The organism is Bradyrhizobium sp. P2_E8 (assembly GCF_056403875.1).
The window spans coordinates 1-5,259 of sequence record NZ_JBFUES010000518.1; the positions used below are offsets into that span (position 1 = coordinate 1).

At 65.9% G+C, this 5,259-nt stretch carries 5 protein-coding genes; 1 reads left to right on the top strand and 4 read right to left on the bottom strand.

Annotated elements, in window-relative coordinates:
• From AC1D00_RS25265 to cobS, 4 genes are all read right to left on the bottom strand, one after another.
• Positions 1-878: esterase-like activity of phytase family protein (locus AC1D00_RS25265; RefSeq protein WP_477012522.1), on the bottom strand; the 878-nt coding region annotated here is incomplete at its 3' end.
• Positions 875-2,782 carry a cobaltochelatase subunit CobT gene (gene cobT / locus AC1D00_RS25270; RefSeq protein ID WP_404552147.1) on the bottom strand — a complete coding sequence of 636 codons (1,908 nt, stop codon included), beginning with the start codon at positions 2,780-2,782 and terminating at the stop codon, positions 875-877. The genes cobT and AC1D00_RS25265, both read right to left, overlap by 4 nt.
• Positions 2,779-3,189: a GNAT family N-acetyltransferase gene (locus AC1D00_RS25275; RefSeq protein WP_027545236.1), complete on the bottom strand. Its 411-nt coding sequence runs from the start codon at positions 3,187-3,189 to the stop codon at positions 2,779-2,781. The genes cobT and AC1D00_RS25275 overlap by 4 nt, the downstream gene beginning before the upstream one ends.
• 3 nt (positions 3,190-3,192) lie before the next feature.
• Positions 3,193-4,191, bottom strand: coding sequence for a cobaltochelatase subunit CobS (cobS, locus tag AC1D00_RS25280; RefSeq protein WP_008144548.1), 999 nt, complete (start codon positions 4,189-4,191; stop codon positions 3,193-3,195).
• A gap of 296 nt (positions 4,192-4,487) precedes the next feature.
• Between cobS and AC1D00_RS25285 the strand changes: the two genes are divergently transcribed.
• A complete protein-coding gene (locus AC1D00_RS25285) occupies positions 4,488-5,147 on the top strand; it encodes a DedA family protein (protein WP_135174895.1) in 660 nt (219 codons plus the stop codon).
• Positions 5,148-5,259 lie beyond the last annotated feature (112 nt).

Here is a 5,259-nt window from a genome sequence, read left to right on the forward strand (position 1 = left end):
ACAGGGGGAATCGAGCGGATGCGGATGTCGACGCCGCTGAACCAGGAGAATTTGCGTTCGAGGATGAGCAGCTCGCCCGAGGGCAGCAGCACCGCGTCGCTGATGTCGAATTTCTCGGTGCGGCGGACGCTGAACTGGCCGGGCGTGGGACCGCCGATCAGGAACGCGACCAGATTGCCGTCGGCGTCCAGCCCGCGCTCGGAGAAGGCGATCAGGGTGCCCGCGAGCGGCTGGCCCTTCGGGACGAAGACCAGCCCCTCGAGCCCTTTGTTGTGCGGCAGCCTGCGCAAGGCGGGCGGCACCTGGATCACCTCGCCACGGGCGCGCGTGCCGCCCTTCGAGAAATCGTAGCGCAGGATCTGGTTGACGCGCTCGAGCCCGACATAGACGATATTGCCGTCGCGCGTCAGCGACTCCGAATCCCACCACAGGCGTTTTTCCGTGATCGGCCGCCCCTCGGCATTGAGCAGCGGCGCCGCCTCGACGTCGTCGAGCCCGGCCATCCTGCTGCCGGAATAGCGGATGGCCCCGGTAAACCAGCCGCCCTGGTCGGAGATCGCGAGGAAGCGCTCGCCCTTGGCGTCGAGCCGGATGCCGGACAGGCCGCCGAAGCCGCGATAGGGCGAGGTCAACACCAGGCCGCTGCGATACTCCAGCGAACCGAAGCGCGTGCGCGAACGGTCGCGCGGCTCGAAACTGGCGATCGGCCGCGCGTTGACCTCGATGCTGACCGGCTCGGCGACGGCGCGCTCGACCTGGAGCGGGCGCGGCGGCGGCTCGGTCGTGGCTTGCGCCTGCGCCAATCGGGACAGTGCGAAAGTGGAAAATCCCGCCGCCGCGTGGCCAAGGAAGCTGCGGCGGGATCGATGGCTGCTCACGAATGCAGTTTGCGTCGCGGCCGGCCGGCCGGCTGGCTCGGCGCGGTGTTGGTCTCGCTGAACAGCTCGGCGAGCTTCTCGGTGATGGCGCCGCCGAGCTCCTCGGCGTCCACGATCGTCACCGCGCGGCGATAGTAGCGCGTGACGTCATGACCGATGCCGATCGCGATCAGCTCGACCGGCGAGCGGGTCTCGATCTCCTCGATGATGTGGCGCAGGTGCCGCTCGAGATAGTTGCCGGGATTGACCGACAGCGTGGAATCGTCGACCGGCGCGCCGTCCGAGATCATCATCAGGATCTTGCGCTGCTCGGGCCGGCCGAGCAGGCGCTTGTGCGCCCAGTCCAGCGCCTCGCCGTCGATGTTCTCCTTCAGCAGTCCCTCGCGCATCATCAGGCCAAGGTTCTTCCGCGCACGGCGCCAGGGCGCGTCGGCGGACTTGTAGATGATGTGGCGGAGGTCGTTGAGACGGCCGGGATTGGCCGGCTTGCCGGCGGCAAGCCACGCCTCGCGCGACTGCCCGCCCTTCCAGGCGCGGGTGGTGAAGCCCAGAATCTCGACCTTGACGCCGCAACGCTCCAGCGTGCGCGCGAGAATGTCGGCGCAGGTCGCCGCGACCGTGATCGGGCGGCCGCGCATCGAACCGGAATTGTCGAGCAGCAGCGTCACCACGGTGTCGCGGAACGTCGCCTCCTTCTCGTGCATGAAGGATAGCGGGTGATAGGGATCGGTGACGACGCGGGACAGCCGCGCGGGGTCGAGGATGCCCTCCTCGAGATCGAACTCCCAGGCGCGGTTCTGCTGCGCCATCAGCTTGCGCTGCAGCCGGTTGGCGAGGCGGGCGACGATGCCCTGCAGATGCGCGAGCTGCTTGTCGAGATAGGCGCGCAAGCGCTCCAGCTCGTCATGGTCGCAGAGGTCTTCGGCGGCAATCACCTCGTCGAATTTCGGTGCGAAGGCGTGGTATTCCGGCCCGCGCGGCTCGTTCTTCCCGTGCGAATTCGGCCGCGTCGCCTCGCCCGGCGTCTCGTCGTCGCCGAGCTCGCCGTCGTCGAACGTGTCCGACGTCGAGGCCTGCGCGCTTTCCATCGCGCTCTCGCTCATCTCCTCGCTCGACGCCTGCGCCTGGTCGGCGCTCATGTCCTGGGCGGCATCGGAATCGGGCGAACCCTCGGCGCCGGACTGGTCGTTGTCGCCGTCGCGGTTTTCGTCGTTGTCGTCATTCTCTTCGCTGTCGGCGTTGCGTTCGTCACCGAGCTCGAGCGCCGACAGGAGGTCATGCACGGCGTCGCCGAACCTGGTCTGGTCCTCGACCACGCCGTCGAGCCGGTCGAGCCGCTTGCCGATCTTGTCTTCGAGAATCGGCCGCCAGAGATCGACCATCTTCTTCGCAGCCGTCGGCGGCGCCATGCCGGTGAGGCGCTCGCGCACCAGCATCGCCAGCGCATCGGCCAGCGGCGCGTCGGCGCGGTCGGTGATCTCGTCGAACTTGCCGCGATGGAAATGATCGTCGAGCATCGCGGTGAGGTTTTTCGCAACGCCCGCCATGCGGCGCGCGCCGATGGCCTCGACACGAGCCTGCTCGACCGCCTCGAACACGCCGCGCGCCTGCGGATTGCCCGGCATCAGCTTGCGATGCAGCTTCGGATCGTGACAGGCGATCTTCAGCGCGATGGAGTCGGCGTGGCCGCGCACGACTGCTGCGTCACGCTTGGTCATCTTGCGCGCCGGCTCGGGCAGCCGCGCCTTGCCCGGCGCAAGGCCCGGCCGCTCGGCGGCAAAGGAGACCTCGAGCTCGGGCGATTTCGCGATCGCCTTCAGGCAGGAGGCCACCGAGCGCTTGAACGGCTCGGTCGGCGCTTCCTTGCTGTTACGGAATTTGGAATTGGATGATGATGTGCTCATAGCGACTTCGTAAACGAATGGCGCGTCACGCCGCCGGGATAGCCCTTGAGAGTGCCGAATTCCTCGTACCCGCAGGAACGATAGAAGCCCGGCGCCTGGAAACTCATCGTGTCGACATGGGCCTGGATCGCGCCCTGCCGTCTTGCCTCGTCCTCGATCGCCGCGATCAGCTTCGTGCCAAGCCCCTTGCCGCGCTGCTTCTGGTCGATCCAGAAATACTGGATGAACAGGACCGTGGCCCAGAGATGCCCGACGATGCCGCCGACGATCTTGCGGCCGTCCTTCAACGAGACCGCGATGCTCTTGGCCCTCTGCTTCCCGAACTGCTCGTCATTATAGGCACCGAGCCCGGCGAGCACAGCCTTCTTGGTGGTCCCAATGGTGCGCTCGACGGTGATGGTTGGCATGGCCTAGCTGAGCGCCACGTTGACCGCCGACTCCGGCAGCTCCGCGTTGAAGCAGCGCTGGTAGAACTCGGCGACCAGGGGACGCTCGAGCTCGTCGCACTTGTTGAGGAAGGTGACGCGGAAGGCGAAACCGATATCGCCGAAGATGTCGGCGTTCTCAGCCCAGGTGATCACCGTGCGCGGGCTCATCACCGTCGACAGATCGCCATTGGCGAACGCGTTACGGGTGAGATCGGCAAGGCGCACCATCTTGTTGACGATGTCGCGGCCTTCCTGGGTGCGATAATGCTTGGCCTTCGCCAGCACGATCTCCACTTCCTCGTCATGGCTGAGATAGTTCAGCGTGGTGACGATCGACCAGCGGTCCATCTGGCCCTGGTTGATCTGCTGGGTGCCGTGATAGAGGCCCGAGGTGTCGCCGAGGCCGACCGTGTTGGCGGTCGCGAACAGGCGGAAGGACGGATGCGGCTTGATCACCTTGTTCTGGTCCAGCAGCGTCAGGCGGCCGGAGACCTCCAGCACGCGCTGGATCACGAACATCACGTCCGGGCGGCCGGCGTCGTATTCGTCGAACACCAGTGCGACATTGTGCTGGAGCGCCCAGGGCAGGATGCCGTCGCGGAATTCGGTGACCTGCTTGCCGTCGCGGACCACGATCGAGTCCTTGCCGACGAGGTCGATACGGCTGATATGGCTATCGAGGTTGACGCGCACGCAGGGCCAGTTCAGGCGGGCGGCGACCTGCTCGATATGGGTGGATTTGCCGGTACCGTGATAGCCGGTCACCATCACGCGGCGATTGCGGGCGAAGCCGGCGAGAATGGCGAGCGTGGTGGCGCGGTCGAAGCGGTAGTCGGAATCGACTTCGGGCACGTGAGGATCGACTTCGGAATAGGCCGGCACTTCGAGATCGCTGTCGATCCCGAACACCTGGCGCACCGACACCTTCATGTCGGGCAAACCGGAAACTTCCTCAACTTTGGACAGAGCGGCGGTCGTCATCAATCCTCCGAGGTCCCGGGCGATCCCGAGACCAGTTATTGCACGGTGGCTGCGGCTGGGTGCGTTTGCGAACCTATCAGAGACAACGTGCGGGCAGAAGCCCGCCCTCCAATCAAAGTTCCATTGTCTTTTCATTTAGATAGGCAAGGAGCGCGATTTTTGGAAGGCTGCCCTGCGAATCCCGCTCGAATTTCGGGCGGGTCAGCTGGCCTGCCCACGCGAATGGCACTTTTACCGCCTCCCCTTACTTATGTAGGGTCTGAATCCGCCTGGCCCCGCCCAACACGAAAGCCGACGTGACGTCATTCCTCGATCCCTTGATCTCGTTCGTTTCGGCCCATGCGTGGCTGGCCTATCTGACCCTGTTCCTGGCGGCGCTTCTGGAAGCGGTTCCGGTGGTGGGATCGGTGGTGCCGGGCTCGACCATCATCCTGGCGCTCAGCGCCCTGGTCCCGGGCGGCGAGCTCAAACTCGGCTGGGTGCTGCTGGCGGCAGCGACCGGGGCCGTGCTGGGTGACGGCTCGGCCTACTGGATCGGGCACCGGCAGCAGCGCGAGATCCTCAACACCTGGCCGCTGACCAATTATCCGCGCGTGGTCGAGGAGAGCGAAAGCTTCTTCCACCGCTTCGGCACCTGGGCCGTGTTCTTCGCCCGCTTCGTGCCGCCGATCCGCGCGTTTGTCCCTGTTACGGCCGGCGCGCTCGGGATGCCCCCTGCCCGCTTCTACGCGATCAACATCCCGGCAATCCTGGTCTGGGCCCCCGCGCATGTGCTGCCGGGCGTGCTGGCGGTGTCGGCCCTGCACGAATATGCCGGGCTGCATCACCACGGGCATGTCGGCAAGCACATCTGGATTTTGACCGTGGCGGCCGTGGCGATCACATTGGGGCTGGCGATATGGATCATTCGCCGGCGGCAGGGCAGCGGTGTCGCGGCGGCAAAGCCGCGGGCTTAACCGGCCGCCACACCACAGGTGTCGTCCCGGCGAAGGCCGGGACCCATAACCCCAGGGAGGAGTTATGGCGCGAGCTGGCAACCACGAGTCTTCGTCAAACCAAATCCTGTGG